16 protein-coding genes are annotated in these 20298 nt (G+C 61.1%); 8 read left to right on the top strand and 8 right to left on the bottom strand.

Annotated elements, in window-relative coordinates:
- Positions 1 to 62 precede the first annotated feature (62 nt).
- From AACY19_RS13060 to AACY19_RS13085, 6 genes are all read right to left on the bottom strand, one after another.
- Positions 63 to 326, bottom strand: coding sequence for a hypothetical protein (locus AACY19_RS13060; protein WP_339450717.1), 264 nt, complete (start codon positions 324 to 326; stop codon positions 63 to 65).
- Between the two features lie 326 nt (positions 327 to 652).
- Complete coding sequence (locus tag AACY19_RS13065) at positions 653 to 1816, bottom strand: gamma-butyrobetaine dioxygenase (protein ID WP_339450719.1); 1164 nt, start codon at positions 1814 to 1816, stop codon at positions 653 to 655.
- 24 nt (positions 1817 to 1840) lie between these two features.
- Entirely contained in the window at positions 1841 to 2317 is a 477-nt protein-coding gene (locus AACY19_RS13070) for a thioesterase family protein (protein WP_339450721.1), read from the bottom strand.
- Between the two features lie 225 nt (positions 2318 to 2542).
- Complete coding sequence (locus AACY19_RS13075) at positions 2543 to 3508, bottom strand: L-carnitine dehydrogenase (protein WP_339450723.1); 966 nt, start codon at positions 3506 to 3508, stop codon at positions 2543 to 2545.
- Positions 3509 to 3650: 142 nt separating this feature from the next.
- Positions 3651 to 4538 (bottom strand): 3-keto-5-aminohexanoate cleavage protein, encoded by an 888-nt coding sequence (locus tag AACY19_RS13080; RefSeq protein ID WP_339450725.1) that lies wholly within the window; start codon positions 4536 to 4538, stop codon positions 3651 to 3653.
- A 118-nt stretch (positions 4539 to 4656) separates the two neighbouring features.
- Positions 4657 to 5601, bottom strand: coding sequence for a choline ABC transporter substrate-binding protein (locus tag AACY19_RS13085; protein ID WP_339450727.1), 945 nt, complete (start codon positions 5599 to 5601; stop codon positions 4657 to 4659).
- A gap of 207 nt (positions 5602 to 5808) precedes the next feature.
- Between AACY19_RS13085 and AACY19_RS13090 the strand changes: the two genes are divergently transcribed.
- Positions 5809 to 6753 (top strand): GlxA family transcriptional regulator, encoded by a 945-nt coding sequence (locus AACY19_RS13090; RefSeq protein ID WP_339450729.1) that lies wholly within the window; start codon positions 5809 to 5811, stop codon positions 6751 to 6753.
- Between the two features lie 43 nt (positions 6754 to 6796).
- Here the strand turns inward: AACY19_RS13090 and AACY19_RS13095 are convergent, their stop codons facing one another.
- Both AACY19_RS13095 and AACY19_RS13100 read right to left on the bottom strand, forming a co-directional pair.
- Positions 6797 to 7213, bottom strand: a complete 417-nt coding sequence (locus AACY19_RS13095) for a DUF3010 family protein (RefSeq protein WP_322845087.1) — start codon at positions 7211 to 7213, stop codon at positions 6797 to 6799.
- Between the two features lie 47 nt (positions 7214 to 7260).
- Complete coding sequence (locus AACY19_RS13100; protein ID WP_339450733.1) at positions 7261 to 7662, bottom strand: lysozyme inhibitor LprI family protein; 402 nt, start codon at positions 7660 to 7662, stop codon at positions 7261 to 7263.
- 235 nt (positions 7663 to 7897) lie between these two features.
- Here AACY19_RS13100 and AACY19_RS13105 point away from each other — a divergent pair, with 235 nt between their 5' ends.
- The 7 genes from AACY19_RS13105 to AACY19_RS13135 all read left to right on the top strand — a co-directional run bounded on the left by AACY19_RS13105 (position 7898) and on the right by AACY19_RS13135 (position 20234).
- Entirely contained in the window at positions 7898 to 8875 is a 978-nt protein-coding gene (locus AACY19_RS13105) for a dipeptidase (protein ID WP_339450735.1), read from the top strand.
- Between the two features lie 107 nt (positions 8876 to 8982).
- On the top strand, positions 8983 to 9513 hold the full coding sequence (locus tag AACY19_RS13110) for a DUF5943 domain-containing protein (RefSeq protein ID WP_339450737.1): 531 nt from the start codon (positions 8983 to 8985) through the stop codon (positions 9511 to 9513).
- Between the two features lie 15 nt (positions 9514 to 9528).
- Positions 9529 to 11589, top strand: coding sequence for a dimethylglycine demethylation protein DgcA (gene dgcA / locus AACY19_RS13115; RefSeq protein WP_339450739.1), 2061 nt, complete (start codon positions 9529 to 9531; stop codon positions 11587 to 11589).
- A 164-nt stretch (positions 11590 to 11753) separates the two neighbouring features.
- On the top strand, positions 11754 to 13703 hold the full coding sequence (gene dgcB, locus AACY19_RS13120) for a dimethylglycine demethylation protein DgcB (protein WP_339450741.1): 1950 nt from the start codon (positions 11754 to 11756) through the stop codon (positions 13701 to 13703).
- Positions 13703 to 14923, top strand: coding sequence for an electron transfer flavoprotein subunit alpha (etfA, locus tag AACY19_RS13125; RefSeq protein WP_339450743.1), 1221 nt, complete (start codon positions 13703 to 13705; stop codon positions 14921 to 14923). The genes dgcB and etfA overlap by 1 nt, the downstream gene beginning before the upstream one ends.
- A 9-nt stretch (positions 14924 to 14932) precedes the next feature.
- Positions 14933 to 15703, top strand: a complete 771-nt coding sequence (etfB, locus tag AACY19_RS13130) for an electron transfer flavoprotein subunit beta (protein ID WP_339450745.1) — start codon at positions 14933 to 14935, stop codon at positions 15701 to 15703.
- A 1078-nt stretch (positions 15704 to 16781) separates the two neighbouring features.
- On the top strand, positions 16782 to 20234 hold the full coding sequence (locus AACY19_RS13135; protein ID WP_339450747.1) for a GMC oxidoreductase: 3453 nt from the start codon (positions 16782 to 16784) through the stop codon (positions 20232 to 20234).
- Positions 20235 to 20298 lie beyond the last annotated feature (64 nt).

The following is a 20298-nucleotide window of genomic DNA, read 5'->3' on the forward strand; positions in this document are numbered from 1 at the left end:
CCCGCTCCCACAGCTGGAATGCATTCCAGCTGTGGGAGCGGGCCTCTCGCGACAGCGGTCTGTCAGGCGTTATGGCTTTGCTGGTAATCGGCCAGTGCCGGCAACAACTGTCTGTCGATGGCTTGACGTACCGCAGGCTGGATGCTGGCGCCGCTGGTGTACATGTCCTTGACCATCTTGCGCAGTTCAAACGCGCGAACATTATCCAGACCACGCACTGCGCATTCGCAGGCCTGATCGGCGGTCGTGCCACTGGGCACTTGAATACCCAACGCCTTGAGCTGGCCCAACAAATCTTCCTGATCGATCAAATCGGCATACATCATGACGCGCATCCTTCTTCGGTAACGGAGGTCGTGGTTCGATTCTGGAAGGCATGCCGGAGCACGGCAAGGACGTTTTGTCGCGGTGGCCGCGACGGCTATGAACAGGTCGTTTTCGGCTAACTCACCCAAAAGGGGAGTGGGCACACTGGCGCAAGCTCGCTTCACGAAGGTTTGGTCACCCTCGCATCGCAGCTCCTCAACAGTAGCTTCTGCCCCGGTCCTGTCACGGCTTGCATCGGGGCTTTTTTTGCCTGAAAGCCCGCTCCCACATCTGGAATGCATTCCAATGTGGGAGCGGGCTTGCTCGCGAAGAACGATGACGCGGTCTAACGCTGCAACACCAGAATCCGCGACAACAACTCATCCCGGTCGACATAGCAGCCCTGAAAATGCCGCGCCCCGGTGGCCGGATCAAACGCATTGCGCGCATGCAGCGTGCGGCGATTATCGAAGCACCACAGTTCCCCGCAGTTGAGCCGTTGCATCAGACGAAACCGTGGCTCGCGGGTCATCGCGATAAACCGTCGATAAGCCCGATACAACAGCGGCATCTGCTCCACCGATGTATCAAACGCCCCGCGCAAAAAGTTCGCCATGCGAATTTCCGCCACGCGCCCCAACGCATCCTGAGCAATGATCGGCGCCAGGCAGCGATAGTCGCTATGGCGATCCTTGTTGCGGAACTCCACCGGGATTTCACACAGGGCTTGAAACGATGCCGGGTCTTCGCTGCGCAGCGCATCGGCAATCGCAAAGCCATCGACAAAAATGCTCTCGCCGCCCTCGGCGTCGTTCACCAGACAATGCAAAAATTGCAGTCCCGGTTGCAACTCGCGGGTGGGCAGGTCGGTGTGTAGCGGCAGGTTGAAAGCGGTGTAGGCATTGCTGTCGGCATCGGCTTTTGATTGCACGTTGAACAGCACGCCGAAGTTGCTTTCGCGGATGAACGAAATGCGTTGCGCGATCAGTTTCAGCGAGCCGGGCTCGGTGGGCACACCGCGCACTTGAGTCAGGCCGATGTCGCGCACGGCGAGCAGCCATTGCAGCAACGCGGCGTTGTCGTTCATCAGCGCCGCGTATTCGAATACCGGCAACTGCAAATCGCTGCACCACAGATAAGGCGTGGGTTTGCCGGCCAAACGTTCGGCGCGGGACTCATCGTCATAGGCGTGAGCGCGCAACCAGCCCGGGTCGAAACGGCTGAGGTGGCCGTCCTGCCAATCGATGCGCAGGCAGCCATCGGTGTCGATGCGCGCGGCTGTCGGTTGCAGCGCTTCAGCAGCATCGACGATCTCGAATACCTGCTCGCGAGTGATGTTATAGACGCAACGCTCACACGGGCAGTTGTCCCGCAGCCAGACGTGGTGAAACGGGCTGATGCGACCGTCAGCCCATGCGATGGCAACGCGATCCGCCAGGGGCTGCACGCCACCGAGCGCGCTGATCAACGGATAAGTACGGAAGTCGGCAACAGCGGCAGCGGTGTTCATGGCGGCTCCTTGTGATCGATGGGTCTACCTTGCAGTTGGCAGCGCGATGACGCGGCCAATGTAAGCGGGAGTGGGGAGGTCTTTTTGCTCGGCGACGATGTTTTGCAGACGGGTCAGGGTGTCTGCAGCGAATGGCGCCGAGCGCGGGCCGGCGAGGTCGACGTGGAGCAGCATTTGTTCGTTGCCGGCCAGTTCCTGGTCATCACCGACCCTGTGCAAGCTGTGATAGAGATGCAGGCGTTTGCTGTCGTGGCCGATGATTTGCGTGCGTACTTCGACCTCGGTATCGAGTTTCACCTCGTGCAGATAATTGAGGTGCAGTTCGAGGGTGAACAGCGAATGGCCGCTGGCTTCGCGATTGTTGCTGTCCATGCCGAGACGGTCCATCAGGGCGTCGGTGGCGTAGCTGAAGATCAGCAGATAGAAGGCGTCGCGCAGGTGGCCGTTGTAGTCGACCCAGTCCGGGATGATTCTGGTTTGGTAGGTGGTGAGCTGGGGCATGGTTTGGGTTCCGGCAGTCAGGTGGTTTTCCAGATCAAAAGCTACCCCCTCACCCCAGCCCTCTCCCCCAAGGGGGCGAGGGGGAAAGGGAGCAGATCGGGGCCTTTCAAAACTTGAGTTCGGCTCGGTGGTGCAAGTCGGCGTCACTCGAACAATCAACGCGGTCAGTCCCCTCTCCCTCCGGGAGAGGGCTAGGGTGAGGGCAGCGATGTCATGCCAATCCCATCACTCGCTGAACGCCATCCCATGCTTTTCCTTGGTGCTCTTCACCGCCTCAAGCACTGCCAGCAAGCAATCATCCCGATAGCGTTCCAGCGCCGAAATGCTGTGACGGCCAAGCTGATCACGGGTGCCATCGACCACATCATCAATCAACTTGTCGGTCAGCTCCGGTGCCGGCAGATAGGTCCACGGCAATTGCAACGCCGGGCCGAATTGCGACATGAAGTGGCGCATCCCGGCATCACCGCCCGCCAGCGTATAAGTCAGAAACGTACCCATGAACGACCAGCGCAGGCCGGCGCCAAACCGGATCGCATCGTCAATCTCGCCCGTGGTCGCGACACCGTCGTTGACCAGATGCAGGGCTTCACGCCACAGCGCCTCAAGCAAGCGGTCGGCGATGAAGCCTGGCACTTCCTTGCGCACATGCAACGGGCGCATGCCGAGGGATTCGTAGACGTTCATCGCTGCCTGAACGGCCTCGGGCGCGGTGTTCTTGCCGCCCACCACTTCGACCAACGGCAGCAGATAAACCGGGTTGAACGGATGACCGACCACGCAGCGCTCAGGATGCGTCGAGCTCTCGTAGAACTCGCTCGGCAGCAGGCCCGATGTACTTGATCCGATCAACGCATCGGGCTTGGCCGCCGCGCTGATTTTGCTGTGCAGATCAAGTTTCAGCTCCAGGCGTTCCGGGGCGCTTTCCTGAATGAAATCGGCATCGCGCACGCATTCTTCGATGGTCGCGACAAAGCGCAGACGATCCTGCGAAGCACCCGGCGCCAGACCATTTTTCTCCAGCGCGCTCCAGGCATTGGCCACGCGTTTGCGCAGTGCCGCTTCGGCGCCGGGCGCCGGGTCCCACGCCACCACGTCGAGCCCGTGGGCGAGGGCGCGGGCCACCCAGCCACTGCCAATGACACCGCTGCCCAGGGCGGCGAAGGTTTTGATTTCGGTGATAAAGCTCATGGCGATTTCCTGAATGTGCTCGGTAATCCCTTGTGGGAGCGGGCTTGCTCGCGAAGAGGCCGGTACATCCGAAGCATCTTCAGCAGCAGAGCAACCGCTTTCGCGAGCAAGCCCGCTCCCACAGGGGGAAATGAGTGATGGTTTAACCGCGCCGGATCAGGCCCATTTTCTGCCGGCCTTCGGCAGGCGTGAGCACGCGGGCGCCGAGGCGGCTGAGGATCTCGGTGGCGCGTTCGACCAGTTGGCCGTTGGTCGCCAGCACCCCCTTGTCCAGCCACAGATTGTCTTCCAGCCCGACCCGCACGTTGCCGCCGAGCAGCACCGCTTGCGCGGCCATCGGCATCTGCATGCGGCCAATGCCGAACCCGGCCCACACGGCATCGGCCGGCAGGTTGTCGACCATGGCTTTCATCGTCGTGGTGTCTGCCGGCGCGCCCCACGGGATGCCCAGGCACAGCTGGAACAACGGGTTGTCGAGCAAACCTTCCTTGATCATCTGCTTGGCGAACCACAGGTGACCGGTGTCGAAAATCTCCAGCTCGGCCTTCACGCCCAGCTCGGTGATGCGCTTGGCGCCGGCGCGCAACTGCGCAGGCGTCGAGACATAAATGGTGTCGCCATCGCCAAAGTTCAGGGTGCCGCAATCGAGGGTGCAGATTTCCGGCAGCAGCTCCTCAACGTGAGCGAGACGGGTCAGCGGGCCGACCAGATCGGTGTTCGGCCCAAACTCCATCGGGTTCTCGCCGGCACCGATTTCCAGGTCGCCGCCCATGCCGGCGGTGAGGTTGACGATGATGTCGACGTCCGCCTCGCGGATGCGCTCCATCACTTCGCGGTAGAGCGCCACGTCACGGCTGAACTTGCCGGTCTGCGGATCGCGCACGTGGCAGTGCACGACGGTGGCGCCGGCCTTGGCCGCTTCGACGGCCGCCGCTGCGATCTGTTTCGGGGTGACCGGCACGTGTGGGCTCTTGGCGGTCGTGTCGCCAGCACCGGTGAGTGCGCAGGTGATGATGACGTCGTGGTTCATGGTGCGGTTTCCTTCAGGCGTGATGGGTCTGTCCGCAGCCCTTTTGGGGCTGCGAAGCGTCGGTCAGTCCCCTCTCCCTCGGGAAAGGGTCAGGGTGAGGGGCTTCTGAATGAGAGGGTTATTTGCTGGTCAGCTGGAGGTTTTCAGCGGCCGGTTTGCCATCGAACGTGGTCACACCTTCGAGCCAGCGCTGCTTGTCTTCGGGGTGATCCTTGAGCCACTGCCTGGCCGATTCGAAAGCGTCCTTGTGGTCGAGCAGCGGTTGCATCATCCGGCTCTCGTCTTCGGCAGTGAACGTCAGGTTGGTCAGCAGGCGACCGATGTTCGGGCACTGCTCGGCGTATTTCGGCGCGGTGACGGTCCAGACGGTGGCCATGCCTTCGTTCGGGCCGAGGGCGTCTTCACTGCCGGTGAGGTAGGTCATCTGCACGTTGACGTTCATCGGGTGTGGCGCCCAGCCGAAGAACACCACGGCCTCCTTGCGGCGCACGGCGCGGTCGACGGCGGCGAGCATGCCGGCCTCGCTTGATTCGACCAACTGGAACTTGCCGAGGCCGAACTGGTTCTTGGCGATCATTGCCTTGATCTGCGTGTTGGCGCCCGAGCCCGGCTCGATGCCGTAGATCTTGCCGCCCAGTTCTTTCTGGAACCTGGCAATGTCGGCGAAGGTTTTCAGGCCCTTGTCGGCCAGATAGGTCGGCACTGCAAGGGTTGCACGGGCGTCTTTGAGGCTCGGCGCATCGAGGACTTTGACCTGATTGGCGTCGACGAAAGGGGTGATGGTCTGGGTCATCAGCGGGTTCCAGTAACCGAGGAACAAGTCCAGACGCTGGTCGCGAATCCCGGCGAAGATGATCTGCTGGGACGCGCTGGTTTGTTTAGTGTTGTAGCCGAGGCCGTCGAGCAGGACCTGGGTCATGGCACTGGTGGCGATCACGTCGGTCCAGTTGACCACGCCCATGCGCACGTTCTGGCACGATGCCGGGTCGGCCGCCATGACGCTGGCGCTCAAGAAAGCGGTACCGCTGAGTGCAAGAACACAGCTGCTGATCAGTCGTTTCATGTCGGGTTCCTCGGCAGGTCGATTATTGTGAGTTCCGGCATCTGGCGTACCGGTGATGCAAAGTTACGCAGCAACGCGCCCGTGAAAACGCACTGCGGCGACTGGCATTTGCACTGTAGCGACCTGTGCGCTTGAACGCCGACGACAATCGGCGTATCTACGATTCACGCTACCCTCCCTCTCGTTACCCGCGAATCGAGTGCGCCCATGCCCCAGGATTTCTACTTTCTGCTGATGCCGGGGTTCTCCGCCATCGGCTTTATCTCCGCGATTGAACCGCTACGTGTAGCCAACCGCTTCCGTGGCGAGTTGTACCGCTGGCATGTGTTGAGTGCCGATGGCGGGGCGGTGCTGGCGAGCAACGGCATGTCGGTCAACGCTGATGCGGCGCTGGAGCCGTTGAAGAAAGGCGCGACGCTGTTGGTGGTCGCCGGGTTTGAACCACTGAAGTTCGCCACGCCTACGCTGGAACACTGGCTGCGCCGACTCGACAACGACGGCGTCACCCTCGGCGCCATCGACACTGGCAGCTTTGTGCTGTCCGAGGCCGGCCTGCTCGACGGCCATCGCCTGACCCTGCACTGGGAAGCCATCGACGCCTTCAAGGAGTCTTATCCACAGCTCAGCGTCACTCAGGAATTATTCGAAATCGACCGTCGGCGCATCACCTCGGCAGGCGGCACCGCGTCCATCGATTTAATGCTCGATCTGATCGCCCAGGCTCACGGCCCGCAACTGGCGATTCAGGTCAGTGAACAATTTGTGCTGGGGCGCATCCGCCCGCGCAAAGACCACCAACGCATGGAAGTCGCTACGCGTTACGGCATCAATAACAAGAAACTGGTGCAGGTCATCGGCGAGATGGAGCAGCACAGCGAACCGCCGCTGACCACGCTGCAATTGGCGGAATCGATCAAGGTGACGCGACGGCAACTGGAGCGCCTGTTCCGGCTGCACCTGAACGATACGCCGAGCAATTTCTATCTGCGCCTGCGCCTGGAAAAGGCCCGGCAGCTACTGCGCCAGACCGACATGAGCGTGCTCGAAGTCAGCATCGCCTGCGGGTTTGAATCGCCGTCGTATTTCACCCGCAGCTACCGTGCCCGCTTCGCCCGCTGTCCCCGTGAAGACCGGCGTACCGCCCAAGCCTGAATGGATGCACCCACATTTGGATCTTCATTGTGTGAAAAAACGCTTACTTCTTCACCAACGCCGAACACGCCGCCTTATAAGCCTCATGCTGATACTTGTTCAGCGTTCCCGGCAGCTCGAAATCATGCTTCTTCGCCTGCGCATTGATCGTCTGCGGCGACAACAACGTCACCTCACAGCCATCGAGCAACTGCAAAATCCCCTCAATCTTGAACGTCGTCGGCCCACCGGCAAATTCACCCTTCTTGCTGCGCTTCTTGATGGCAATCCGGTCAACCGAATTCTCGCGCACAAACGACGCCACCTGCGCCGCGAACAGCTTCACGTTGGCCGCTTCATCATCGTCTTCGAGGGCGATCTTCTTGGTGGCAAGGGGAACGTGGCTCAAGGCCGAACCGTCGAGAGCGGCCACGGCGATGATCGCTTCGCTGCCTTTGATTTCAATACCGCAGATGTTCATGTGATTACCTGGATTGGCTATAGATGGGCAGCTTACAGCTCAGACACTCATTCCTGCCCAATCGACTCCAAAAACTCCGACCGTTCATCACTCATCCGCGCCACGCAGTCATTCTGCGCAATCTTGAACGCCTTGCTGCCTTCAGTCGCCGGGAACGCTTCGACAGCGCAATCCGCATCCCGCGTTTTCAGCCATTGTTGCTGCGCGGTTTTGAGTTTGGCGGTGATGTCGGCCAGTTGTGTCGGGTTCTTGCCGTAGGCGGTTTGCATGCGTTCGGTCAGGCTGGCGTAGTTGTCCTTGAGCAGGTCTTCGGCGGTGGTGCGGCTATAGGCCGAACATTCCAGGGTCTGGACGTCGTTTTCGACGGCGTCGCAGGGGTTGTTGTCGGACTCTTCGGCGGCGTGTACGCCGGTTGCCATCAGTGCCAAAGCCAAAAAGATCGATTTCATTGTTGTCGCCGCTCTAATCCAGTGGTGTTTCCCAAGATGCGCAAGATTCTGGCTCAAGCGTGCGGGCTTGAACAGGTAGCTGATCGGAGCGTCTGACGACCCTTTGTCGCGGATTGACGCTTTCGGCAATTCCCCTGTCGTTTTTGCACCCGGTCGCCCCGGCACCGAGGCATATGCTGGCCCCAAAGCGCCGGCAGACGATTCGGCGCATGAATCGCCAATAAGGGGACGCCTGATGAGCCCAGCCGAATTACACGCCGACAGCATCGTTATCGACGGTCTGATCATTGCCAAATGGAACCGCGAGCTGTTCGAAGACATGCGCAAGGGCGGTCTGACGGCAGCCAACTGCACTGTGTCGGTGTGGGAAGGCTTTCAGGCGACCGTGAACAATATTGCTGCCAGCCAGAAGCTGATCCGCGAAAACAGCGACCTGGTGATGCCGGTGCGCACCACTGCCGACATCCGTCGCGCCAAGGAGCAAGGCAAGACCGGCATCCTCTTCGGCTTCCAGAATGCCCACGCGTTTGAAGACCAGATCGGCTATGTCGAGGTATTCAAACAGCTCGGCGTCGGCATCGTGCAGATGTGCTACAACACCCAGAACCTGGTCGGCACCGGTTGCTACGAGCGTGATGGCGGCCTGTCGGGTTTCGGTCGCGAGATTGTCGCCGAGATGAACCGCGTCGGGGTCATGTGCGACCTGTCCCACGTCGGTTCCAGGACTTCCGAAGAAGTCATCCTCGAATCGAAAAAACCGGTCTGCTATTCCCACTGCCTGCCGTCGGGTCTGAAAGAGCACCCGCGCAACAAGTCCGATGAAGAACTGAAGTTCATTGCCGACCACGGCGGTTTCGTCGGTGTGACCATGTTCGCGCCGTTCCTCGCCAAGGGCATCGATTCGACCATCGACGACTACGCCGAAGCCATCGAATACACCATGAACATCGTCGGCGAAGACGCCATCGGCATCGGCACCGACTTCACTCAAGGTCATGGCCAGGACTTCTTCGAATACCTGACCCACGACAAGGGCTACGCCCGCCGTCTGATCAGCTTCGGCAAGATCATCAACCCGCTGGGCATCCGCACCGTCGGCGAGTTTCCGAACCTGACCGAAACCCTGCTCAAGCGCGGCCATTGCGAGCGCGTCGTGCGCAAGATCATGGGCGAGAACTGGGTCAACGTCCTCAAGGACGTCTGGGGCGAGTAACGCTGACTCAAGACCGCCGCCGAACTGCCCCCTCTCCTGTGGGAGAGGGCTGGGGTGAGGGCAGCGGTCACCACTGAATCCACCATTTTTTCTGGAGTTAAGTTTCCATGGCCAAGATCGCCCCGCAATTGCCAATCGAAGTCGACAGCGAAACCGGTGTCTGGACCTCCGACGCCCTGCCGATGCTGTACGTACCGCGCCATTTCTTCGTCAACAACCACATGGGCATCGAGGAAGTGCTGGGCGCTGACGCCTATGCCGAGATCCTCTACAAGGCCGGCTACAAATCGGCCTGGCACTGGTGTGAGAAAGAAGCTGAGTGCCATGGCCTGGAAGGCGTCGCGGTGTTCGAACACTACATGAAACGCCTGTCGCAACGCGGCTGGGGCCTGTTCAAGATTCAGGACATCGACCTCGACCAAGGCACCGCCAGCGTCAAGCTCGAACACTCGGCGTTCGTCTACGTCTACGGCAAGGTCGGGCGCAAGGTCGACTACATGTTCACCGGCTGGTTTGCCGGTGCCATGGATCAGATTCTTCAGGCGCGCGGCAGCAAGATTCGCACCGTTGCCGAGCAAGTCTACGGTGGCTCCGAAGAAGGCCACGACGACGGCCTGTTCACCGTCAAGCCGTTGTAAGTCGAGGAACCCGCCATGGCTTTCGAAGCAATGTTCCAGCCGATCCAGATCGGCAAACTGACCATCCGCAACCGCGTGCTCAGCACCGCGCACGCTGAGGTCTACGCGACTGACGGTGGCATGACCACCGAGCGCTACGTCAAATATTACGAAGAGAAAGCCAAGGGCGGCATCGGCCTGGCAATCTGTGGCGGCTCCTCCGTGGTCGCCATCGACAGCCCGCAGCAGTGGTGGAGTTCGGTCAACCTGTCGACCGACCGGATCATTCCGCACTTCCAGAATCTGGCCGACGCCATGCACAAGCACGGCGCCAAGATCATGATTCAGATTACCCACATGGGTCGGCGCTCGCGCTGGGACGGTTTCCACTGGCCCACCCTGATGTCGCCGTCGGGCATCCGTGAACCGGTGCACCGCGCGACCTGCAAAACCATCGAGCCAGAAGAAATCTGGCGGGTGATCGGCAACTACGCCCAGGCTGCGCGCCGGGCCAAGGCCGGTGGTCTCGACGGCGTTGAGCTGTCGGCGGTGCACCAGCACATGATCGACCAGTTCTGGAGCCCGCGCGTCAACAAGCGCACCGACGAATGGGGCGGTACCTTCGAAGGACGGATGAAGTTCGGTCTGGAAGTGCTGAAAGCCGTGCGCGCCGAGGTCGGTGATGACTTCTGCGTGGGCATGCGCATCTGCGGTGACGAGTTCCACCCGGACGGCTTGTCCCACGAGGACATGAAGCAGATTGCCAAGTATTACGACGACACCGGCATGCTCGATTTCATCGGCGTGGTCGGCTCGGGTTGCGACACCCACAACACCCTGGCCAACGTGATTCCGAACATGAGTTATCCACCGGAGCCGTTTCTGCATCTGGCCGCCGGGATCAAGGAAGTGGTCAAGGTGCCGGTGCTGCACGCCCAGAACATCAAGGACCCGAACCAGGCCACGCGGATTCTCGAGGGCGGTTACGTCGACATGGTCGGCATGACCCGCGCGCACATCGCCGACCCGCACCTGATCGCCAAGATCAAGATGGGCCAGATCGACCAGATAAAACAGTGCGTCGGCGCCAACTATTGCATCGACCGCCAGTATCAAGGCCTCGACGTGTTGTGCATCCAGAACGCTGCGACATCCCGTGAATACATGGGCGTGCCGCACATCATCGAGAAATCCACCGGGCCGAAACGCAAAGTAGTGATCGTCGGTGCCGGCCCTGCCGGGATGGAAGCGGCCCGCGTTGCTGCCGAGCGTGGCCACGACGTGACCCTGTTCGAGAAGAAGGAATTCATCGGCGGGCAGATCACCACGGCGTCGAAAGCGCCACAGCGTGACCAGATCGCCGGCATCACCCGCTGGTTCCAGCTGGAACTGGCACGGCTGAAAGTCGATCTGCGCCTGGGCACGGCGGCCGATGCGGACACCATCATGGACTTGCGTCCGGACGTGGTGGTACTGGCGGTCGGCGGCCATCCGTTCCTTGAGCAGAATGAACATTGGGGCGCCGCCGAAGGGCTGGTGGTCAGCAGCTGGGACGTACTCGACGGCAAGGTGGCGCCGGGCAAGAACGTGCTGGTTTACGACACCATCTGCGAGTTCACCGGGATGTCGGTGGCCGACTTCCTCGCCGACAAGGGCAGCCAGGTCGAGATCGTCACCGACGACATCAAGCCGGGCGTGGCCATTGGCGGTACGTCGTTCCCGACCTACTACCGCAGCATGTACCCGAAAGAAGTGATCATGACCGGCGACATGATGCTGGAAAAGGTCTACCGCGAAGGCGACAAGCTCGTCGCGGTGCTGGAGAACGAATACACCGGCGCCAAAGAGGAGCGGGTGGTCGATCAGGTGGTGGTGGAAAACGGCGTGCGTCCTGACGAAGAAATCTACTACGCGCTCAAGGAAGGTTCGCGCAACAAGGGCCAGATCGACGTCGAAGCGTTGTTCGCGATCCAGCCGCAACCTTCGCTGAGCGAAGCGGGCGACGGCTACTTGCTGTTCCGCATCGGCGACTGCGTGGCGCAGCGCAATACCCACGCCGCGATCTATGACGCACTCAGACTGTGTAAAGACTTCTAAAGGTTTGCACATGACCCTGTGGGAGCGGGCTTGCTCGCGAAAGCGGTGGATCAATCGACATCGATGCTGAATGTCAGTCCGCCTTCGCGAGCAAGCCCGCTCCCACAGTGACCGAGTAAGGCAACTCGACCTGCAAGACCCTGCGGTCTTTGGGAGCTTCACCTATGTTGAACACCCTTCTTCCAATCCTGTTGTTCGCCGCCCTGGGCCTGGGTGTCCTTGGCGCGTTGCGGCGGGTGGCCATGTGGCGTCGGGGCCGGGCCTCGAAGGTCGATCTGATCGGCGGCCTGCTCGCCATGCCCAAGCGTTACATGGTCGATTTGCACCATGTCGTGGCGCGGGACAGGTACATTGCCAACACCCACGTGGCCACGGCTGGCGGCGCAGTGGCGTCGATTGTGCTGGCGCTGTTGGTGCACGGTTTCGGCCTGCATAACCGCATTCTCGGTTACGCCTTGCTGCTGATGACGGCGGTGATGTTCGTCGGCGCAATCTTCGTTTACCTGCGTCGACGCAACCCGCCGGCGCGGCTGTCGAAAGGCCCGTGGATGCGCCTGCCGAAAAGCCTGCTGGCGTTCTCGGCGTCGTTCTTCCTGCTGACCTTGCCGGTGGCCGGAATTCTCCCGGAGAACTTCGGTGGCTGGGTGCTCGCAGTCATCCTCGGGATCGGTGTGCTGTGGGGCGTGTCGGAACTGTTCTTCGGCATGACCTGGGGCGGGCCGATGAAACACGCCTTCGCCGGTGCCCTGCACCTGGCCTGGCACCGTCGCGCCGAGCGTTTTGGCGGCGGTCGTTCCACCGGTTTGAAACCACTGGATCTGAACGATCCGAGCGCGCCACTGGGCGTGGAGAAACCCAAGGATTTCACCTGGAACCAGTTGCTCGGTTTCGACGCCTGCGTGCAGTGCGGCAAGTGCGAAGCCGCGTGCCCGGCCTTCGCCGCCGGCCAGCCGCTGAACCCGAAAAAGCTGATTCAGGACATGGTCGTCGGCCTCGCTGGCGGTACTGATGCCAAGTTCGCCGGCAGTCCTTATCCCGGCAAACCGATTGGCGAACACTCGGGCAATCCGCACCAACCGATCGTCAACGGTCTGGTCGATGCCGAAACCCTGTGGTCGTGCACCACCTGCCGCGCCTGCGTCGAGGAATGCCCGATGATGATCGAGCACGTCGACGCCATCGTTGACATGCGCCGTCACCTGACCCTGGAAAAAGGCGCAACCCCGAACAAGGGCGCCGAAGTCCTCGAAAACCTCATCGCCACCGATAACCCCGGCGGCTTTGCCCCGGGCGGGCGGATGAACTGGGCGGCGGACTTGAACCTCAATCTGCTCAGCGAAAAGAAAGCCACCGACGTACTGTTCTGGGTCGGCGACGGCGCCTTCGACATGCGCAACCAGCGCACCTTGCGCGCGTTCGTCAAAGTGCTGAAAGCGGCGAAAATCGACTTCGCCGTGCTCGGCCTCGAAGAGCGTGACAGCGGTGACGTGGCGCGGCGTCTTGGCGATGAAGCGACCTTTCAGTTGCTCGCCAAGCGCAATATCCAGACCCTCGCCAAGTACCGCTTCAACCGTATCGTCACCTGCGATCCGCACAGTTTTCATGTGTTGAAAAACGAATACGGCGCCTTCGATGGCAACTATCGGGTGCAGCACCACAGTACCTACATGGCGGAAATCATTCAGGCCGGTGCGCTGAACCTTGGGCGGCACAAAGGTAACAGCGTGACCTATCACGATCCGTGCTATCTGGGTCGCTACAACGGCGAGTACGAAGCGCCGCGAGAAGTGCTGCGTGCTCTGGGGATCGAGGTCAAAGAGATGCAACGTTCCGGCTTCCGTTCGCGCTGCTGCGGCGGTGGCGGCGGGGCGCCGATCACTGACATTCCGGGCAAGCAGCGGATTCCCGACATGCGCATGGAAGACATCCGCGAGACCGGCGCCGAACTGGTCGCCGTGGGTTGTCCACAGTGCACGGCGATGCTCGAAGGTGTGGTCGAACCGCGGCCGCTGATCAAGGACATTGCCGAACTGGTCGCCGACGCGCTGCTCGAAGACGCCGCGCCAGGCAAGCCTGCAACCCCGGCCAAACGTGAACCTGCGGAGGCCCACTGATGAGCGACATTATCCGCCGCGACCCGCGCGCCGAATGGATTGCCCGTAACCGTCTGCACCCGCTGCACGCGGCCATGCAACCGGCGCTACACAGCTGGATGGGCCCCAACGGCGTCATCCGCAAGAACCTTCATGGCATCGGTTTTATCGGCCCCAACGGCATCAAACGGATTGACCGCAGTGGCGCGCAACAGGGCGGGGCGGTCAAACGTTCGGCCACCGTTGAGGTGCAATTGCCTCTGCATCAGGTGCCGGCCCCGGCGTTTTACATCAGCGTGGTGCCGGACATGGTCGGCGGCCGCTTGAGCAGCCACGACCGCGACTTGCTCGGGCTCGCCCATCAACTCGCCGGCCAGGACGGTGCGGTGTTGGCGGTGGTCTTTGGTGAGCACAAGGAAAACGCTTTCGCCAGCGCGGGAGTGGATCGCTTGCTGGTGCTGGAAGGCGAACAGTTCAGCGGTTATGCACCGGAGCAACGGGTGCAAGGTCTGCGTGCTGTGGATAACCAGTTCAATCCGCGTCACTGGTTGCTGCCGGACAGTCGCAGCGGTGGCGGCGAACTGGGTCGGCGCTTTGCTGCGGCACTGGGCGAGCGTCCGGCGACGCGGGTCTGGCAGGTCAAGGATGAGGCGTGCATCGGCCGTGCCGGTGCCGGGCTGCAAGATCTGGCACGTCCGCTGGCACGATTGATTCTGGCCTCGGCGGAATGTGCCGAACCGGTCAGCGAAACCCGTCACGAAGCTTTGCCCGTGGAGTTATCCACAACCGTGGCGCGCAGTCTGGCGCGGATCGAAGATCTGGGCGCGGTGGCTGTAGACCCTGCGGCGATCCCGATGGCCGAGGCCGAATTCATTTTCTCCGGCGGCAACGGGGTTAAAGACTGGGCGCTGTTCCATGAAACGGCGGCAGCGCTCGGCGCGACCGAAGGCGCTTCGCGGGTGGCGGTGGACGATGGCTTCATGGCTCGCGACCGCCAGGTCGGCGCGTCTGGCACCTGGGTCACTGCGCGGGTCTATGTGGCGGTGGGGATCTCCGGGGCGATCCAGCACCTGCAAGGCATCGGCGCCTGCGACAAGGTGGTGGCGATCAACCTCGATCCCGGTTGCGACATGATCAAACGCGCCGATCTCTCGGTGATCGGCGAGAGCGCAGAGATTCTTCAGGCGTTGATTGAGGCGGTGGCGGCTTACCGCAACGAAGCCAAGCGCGATGCGGCTTAAGGAAACGCTATGAACACGAAGATTATCAGTCTGGTTTCCATCGGCGCCCACCCGACTTCGGGCCGGCCACGCCGCGCTGATCAGGATGCCCGCGCTGTGGAGCTGGGTTTGCAATTGGCTGGGGATAACCTGCAAGTGCTGCACGCCGGCGACGTTGCGGAACCGGCACTGCGCGCCTATCTCGGCATGGGCCTGGAGCAGATGCACGTGCTGGAACAACCCGCTGGCGCCGATGCGCTGCCAGCGCTGACCGCGTATCTGCGCGACGCCGGGGCGCAGGTGGTGTTGACCGGCAGCCAGGCGGAAACCGGCGAAGGCTCGGGGATGTTGCCGTTTTTGCTGGCCGAAGGTCTGGGCTGGCCACTGGTGGTGGGGCTGGCGCAGGTCGAATCGATCAGTGACGGCTCGGCGCTGGTGCTGCAAGCCTTGCCGCGCGGACAACGGCGACGGTTGAAAGTGAAGCTGCCGTTTCTCGCGACGGTGGATAACGCCGCGCCGAAACCTCGGCAGAGCGCCTACGGCCCGGCGCAACGCGGGGTTTTGCAGGCTGACGACGTTGAGGTGATCGACGACGAACTGCTGTCGGTCGCCACTTTGCAACCGGCCAAACCACGGCCGAAACGCTTGAAGGTGATCAAGGCCAAAAGCGGCGCCGACCGCATGAAAGCCGCTACCGCAAAAGCCAGTGGTGGCGGGGGACAAGTGCTCAAAGGGGTGAGCGCACAGGCCGGCGCCGAAGCGATCCTCAAGTTGCTGATCGAAGAAGGTGTTGTTCGCTAGCCACGATCATCCTGACCCTGAACAACCCTGTGGGAGCGGGCTTGCTCGCGAAAGCGGTGTATCAGCCAAGCATGATTGACTTATTCGACGCCTTCGCGAGCAAGCCCGCTCCCACATTGGAAACCATGCGTGCCTGACTGGACTGTGTGTGTTTACCCACAATCCCTGTTGGCGGATCTGTGGATAACGTGTTCGCCCATCCCCGCACCCCGCGCCAATCAGGACCTGCAGCCCTCCGATCAAAAAACAACCAGCCTAAGTCACGGATTTTCGGGGCTTTTTATCCTGGATAACTGAATAAGTTGCCCCCAATCTCTGTTGGCGCTTCTGTGGATAAGATGTTCGCTATCCGCTGAAGCCCATGAAAACCGTGCTCTGCAAGGAATCGATCAAAAAATAGTCAATTGATCTGTTTCCGCGCAAAACTCCGGCGCAAACCTCGATTTCACACAGCCTGCGACGCTTTTCCACAGACAGGGCGAAGTTACCCCCGAACTCTGTTAGCGCTTCTGTGGGTAACATGTTCGCCATCCGCTACAGACCTCGCAAATCGTGGCCTGCAAGGTATTGATCAAAAAACAGCCAAACCGTTGCGCGACCCGTATCTTTGGATAAGTCACGCTTTTTCTTCACAAATCAGCCAGTTATTTTCCCACTCATCCACAGTTACCCCCATTTGCTGTGGGTGGCTATGTGGATAACTTGTTCGTCGAACCCTGCAAGCCCCGCCCGCTATAGTCCAAACGGCAATTGATCACATTTCATACAGTTCTAAGACGTTGCCTTGACTTCGATTCCAGCGCTGTCTTCACTGCAATGGCACAAGGACAGCCGTCACTTATCCACATCAGGTTCTGGGAGAACGCATGATGGATAGCCTCTCGCACCGCCCCCCACCCACTCCACGCAAGCGCACGTTACGTCGCGCTGCCAATCAGCGCGCTCGCCTGTAGCGCGGCAACCCTGTCAGACCGCTGTGCTGTCACCGGACTCGTTCCGGGGGCCAGGTGCCCGTTCGCCCATTGATTGCAGGCAACCGCAGAGTTGCCCCCATCTGCCTGATTAGAGGAACCACCTCATGACACGGATCGCAACGCCCATCAGCGAGATCAAGGAACATTACGATGTGATTGTCATTGGCTCCGGGTATGGCGGCGGCATTGCCGCGTCGCGCCTGTCCCGGGCCGGCAAACGTGTGTGTCTGCTGGAACGCGGTCGGGAAATCCAGCCCGGCGAATACCCCAACACCATGATCGCCGCCACCGAAGAACTGCAGGTGCATGACCCGGATGGCCATATCGGTTCGCGTACCGGGCTGTTCGACTTGCACGTCAACGCCCAGCAAAACGTCGTGGTCGGTTGCGGCCTCGGTGGCACGTCGCTGATCAATGCCAACGTTGCCCTTGAACCGGAGCCCGGCGTATTTGACGATCCGCGCTGGCCGCAAGCGGTGCGTGAACACCGCGATACGTTGCTCAAGGACGGTTACGCCCGCGCCCGGGAAATGCTCAAACCCAATCCTTACCCGAGCACTGCGCCGAACCTGCCCAAACTCGATGCCAACAAAAAATCGGCGGATTACCTCAAGCAAGGCGCGCACTTCTACAAGCCGCCGATCAACGTGACTTTCGACAAACTGCCGAACAACCTCAACCACGTCGGCGTCGAGCAACTGCCATGCAACCACTGCGGCGACTGCGTGTCGGGCTGTAACAACAAGGCCAAGAACACCACGCTGATGAACTATCTGCCGGACGCCTGGAACCACGGCGCGGAGATTTTCTGCCAGGCCGAAGTGCGGCACCTGGAGCGCAACGGTGATGGCTGGATCGTGCACTTCCAGTATCTCGACAGTGGCCGCGAGATGTTCTCGGCGCCGACGCTGTTCGTGAAAGCGGACATCGTCGTGGTCTCCGCCGGCACCCTCGGTTCGACCGAAATCCTCCTGCGTTCACGGGACAAAGGCGTGGTGATGTCCGGCCAGCTCGGCGAGAACATGAGCGGCAACGGCGACATCCTCGGTTTCGGTCACAACTGCGAGCAGACCATCAACGGCATCGGCTTCGGCGCGCACCCGGCCAAAGAGCTGCACCCGGTAGGCCCGTGCATCACCTCGGTCATCGACATGCGCACCGAAGGCGACTGGCGCAGCCGCATGGTTATCGAAGAAGGCTCAATTCCCGGCGCTATCGGCCGGCCGATGGTGCCGGCGATGGCCGGGTTCGCCGAGATGATCGGCGTCGCCACCGACGACAGTTTAAGCGCCAAACTGAAATACAAGGAACGCGAAGCCGAAAGCTTCCTGCGCGGACCGTATTACGGCGCGCTGCACAACATGCAGACCTACCTGATCATGAGCCACGACAGCGGCCAGGGGCGCATGGTCCTCGACAGCAAGGATCAACTGCGCATCGACTGGCCGGGCGTCGGCGAGCAGGAAAACTTCAAACTCGGCAACGAACGTTTGCACCAGAGCACCAAGGCGTTGGGCGGGGTCTGGGTGGAAAATCCGATCTGGACCAAACTGCTCAAGCACAGCATCGTCTCGGTGCACCCGTTGGGCGGTTGCGTAATGGGCGAAGATGCAGCGCAAGGCGTGGTCAACCACAAGGGCCAGGTGTTCAGCGGCGCCAGCGGTACCGATGTTTACGCCAATCTCTACGTGACCGATGGCGCGGTGATTCCGACCTCGCTGGCGGTCAATCCGTTGCTGACCATTTCCGCTGTCAGCGAGCGCAACATGGGCCTGCTGGCCGCTGATCGCGGTTGGCAGATTGATTACACGCTGCCATCGGCGCCACGCAAAGCAGTGCCGCCGCCGACCCTTGGCGTACAGTTCACCGAAACCATGAAGGGCTATTTCTCCCGTGCCTTCACAGCGGCGCAAAGCACCGACCTGAAGGTCTACGAAGCCGCCGCCAAACGCGGCGAGGCGGATAACTCGCCAATCGACTTCACCCTGACCATCACTGCCAACGACCTCAATCGCATGATCAAGGAGCCCGAGCACGCGGCGACCATCGTCGGCACCGTCATCGCCCCGGCGCTGTCAGCGCAGCCGCTGACGGCGAGTAACGGCGTGTTCAACCTGTTCGAGCAATTCGAGCAACAGGTCGACACGCGGCACATGAAATACGACATGAAACTGACCGCCGAGGACGGCAACGACTACTTCTTCAGCGCTTTCAAAACCGTGCCTGAAGACAACGGCGTGCTGAACATCTGGCACGACACCAGCACGCTGTACGTGACGCTGTATCGCGGGCCGGACAAGACCGGCGAGGTGATCGGCTCCGGGGTGATGCACATCCACCCGACCGATTTCGCCAAGCAGATGACCACCATGAAAGTCCTCAACGCGCGCAACGAGCGTGAGCGCATCGAAGGGCTGGCGCGGTTCGGCAAGTTCTTCGCCGGGATTCTCTGGGAAAGCTACGGCGGCGTGTTTGCCGGCGACATCTACTTCAACCCGGACGCGCCGCCACGGCTGAAGCGGCCGCTGGATGCGCCGACGCCGGCGGTGCATTTTTTTCCCACCGAAGACGGTGTCCAATTGCGCCTGACGCGTTATCAGGCCGGCAGCAAAGGCCCGGTGATGCTGGTGCACGGCTTGGGCGTGGGTTCGAACATCTTCTCCACCGATACCATCCAGACCAACCTGCTCGAATACCTGTGCAAGCACGATTACGACGTCTGGCTGCTGGATTTTCGCGTGAGCATTCTGTTGCCGGCGAGCAAGAAGGAGTGGAATGGCGACCAGATCGCCCAGTACGACTTCAAGGCGGCCATCGCGCAGATTCAACAGGCGACCCTGGCCAAAGATGTGCAGTGCGTGGTGCATTGCTATGGCGCGACGACGTTCTTCATGTCGTTGCTCGCCGGTTTGCAGGGCGTGCGCTCGGTGGTCTGCTCGCAGATTGCCGCAGATACCGTGGTCGCCACGGCGACGGGTTTGAAGGCCGGGTTGCACCTGCCGGGCATGCTCGACGCCATCGGCATCAAGTCGATGACCGCTTACGCCGACAGCAAGGAAAACTGGTTCAACAAACTCTACGACAAGGCCCTCAACGGCTACGCGCGGATCGAAGCGCAGGGCTACTGCACCAACCCGGTGTGCCACCGCATCACCTTCATGTACGCCTCGCTGTATCGCCACGACACCCTCAACGAAACCCTGCACGACAACCTGCATGAGTTGTTCGGCGAATCGAACATCGAGACCTTCGAGCACCTGGCGCTGATCGTGCGCAAAGGGCACCTGGTGGATTTCAAAGGCAACGATGTGTACATGCCGCACTTCGACCGGCTGACGATGCCGATCTGCTTTATCAGTGGCGCCGACAACCAGTGTTACCTGCCGGAAAGCACCCTCAAGACCTATCAGCGTTTGTGCGATCTGCACGGGCCGGAGCGCTACAGTCGGCAAGTGGTGCCGGGCTACGGCCACATCGACTGCATGTTCGGCAAGAACGCGGTGGTCGATGTCTATCCGATCATCCTTGAACACCTCGAGAAAACTGCCCTCGGCTGACTGCAGACCGAGTCGACCGCTTCGCGAGCAGGCTCGCTCCCACAGGGGCACGCATTCCAATGTG

The organism is Pseudomonas sp. EA_5y_Pfl2_R50, from assembly GCF_963970475.1.
GTDB lineage: Bacteria > Pseudomonadota > Gammaproteobacteria > Pseudomonadales > Pseudomonadaceae > Aquipseudomonas.